The 1262-nt window shown below is 41.4% G+C and carries 1 protein-coding gene and 1 pseudogene; one reads left to right on the forward strand and one right to left on the reverse strand.

The annotated features are described in order from the left end of the window. A partial coding sequence (locus ACFIK8_RS09525) for a ribose-phosphate pyrophosphokinase (protein WP_375669284.1) occupies nucleotides 1-906 on the forward strand: 906 nt, incomplete at its 5' end. On the opposite strand, the pseudogene ACFIK8_RS09530 reads toward ACFIK8_RS09525, so the two are convergent. Continuing rightward, a pseudogene (locus ACFIK8_RS09530) lies at nucleotides 903-1262 on the reverse strand (ATP-binding protein); the annotation flags it as partial. The gene ACFIK8_RS09525 and the pseudogene ACFIK8_RS09530 sit on opposite strands and share 4 nt — an antisense overlap.

Raw genomic sequence — 1262 nt, forward strand, 5'->3', positions numbered from 1 at the left:
CCACGTCTTGCTGAAGATGTTGCAACTTATTTAAATACTCCCTTAGGTAAAGCAACAGTAAAGCGCTTTGCTGATCAAGAAATTTTTGTAGAATTACATGAAAATGTACGCGGACAAGACGTGTTTGTTTTGCAATCTACATCCTATCCTGCAAACGATCATTTGATGGAATTGCTCATCATGATTGATGCCCTTCATCGTTCTTCGGCGCGTCGTATCACAGCTGTTATACCCTATTTTGGTTATGCCCGGCAAGACCGCAAGCCTGGACCACGTACCCCCATCTCCGCAAAACTTGTTGCAAACTTGATTACTGAAGCAGGAGCCCATCGCGTTTTAACATTAGACCTTCATGCAGGGCAGATCCAAGGTTTTTTTGATATTCCCACGGATAATCTCTATGCTGTTCCTGTTATTTCTCGCGATGTCAAGGTGCATTATTCTCTTGAAAATGTTATTGTTATTTCACCTGATGTTGGTGGTGTAGTACGTGCACGTTCCTTAGCCAAGCGCTTGAATAGTTTGCTAGCTATTGTTGATAAACGTCGTGAACGCCCTGGTGAATCAGAAGTTATGAATATCATTGGAGATGTCTCAGGAAAAGATTGTCTTTTGCTGGATGATATTGTTGATTCAGGCGGAACCCTATGCAATGCAGCAAGCGCTCTCCTTAAACACGGTGCGAATAGCGTCACAGCTTACATCACACACGGTGTTCTTTCTGGAAATGCTATTGAACGTATTACCCATTCAAAAAATAAAAAATTTGTTTTTACTGATTCAATTATGCCAACGGCAGCAGTTGAGAATGCACATAATATCCGCGTTTTACCAATTGCCGACCTTATTGGAGAAGCAATTGCAAGAACAGCAGCAGAGCAATCTGTCTCAAGCTTATTCGGTTAAGTTGTCCCTTTGAAATCTCCCGGTGCTGTTTCTACACCAAGATCAGTAAAAGCTATAATGCGTTGACCGTTTAAATACGTATGGAATAACAACAAGTCTACGCTCTTCGAAGTAGGTTAAAAATCGGCGCAATAGCCAACTTAAGCCGAAATTGAGAGAGACTAAAAGAAACTCCTGACATACCGTTTATACAGTAACGAACCAAGAAATCTTTATAAAGAACCGCCATCGAACGATGAGGCAGCTTCAGGGTCATCGATAATTTCCCGAATAACCCGTTCTGCTGAATATCACGATCAACATTAGAGAGTTCAGGAAATAAACCTGGTTCTTCCTCTAACAATTCCTGTTTTTTC

It is taken from the genome of Bartonella sp. MR168JLCBS (genome assembly GCF_042194175.1).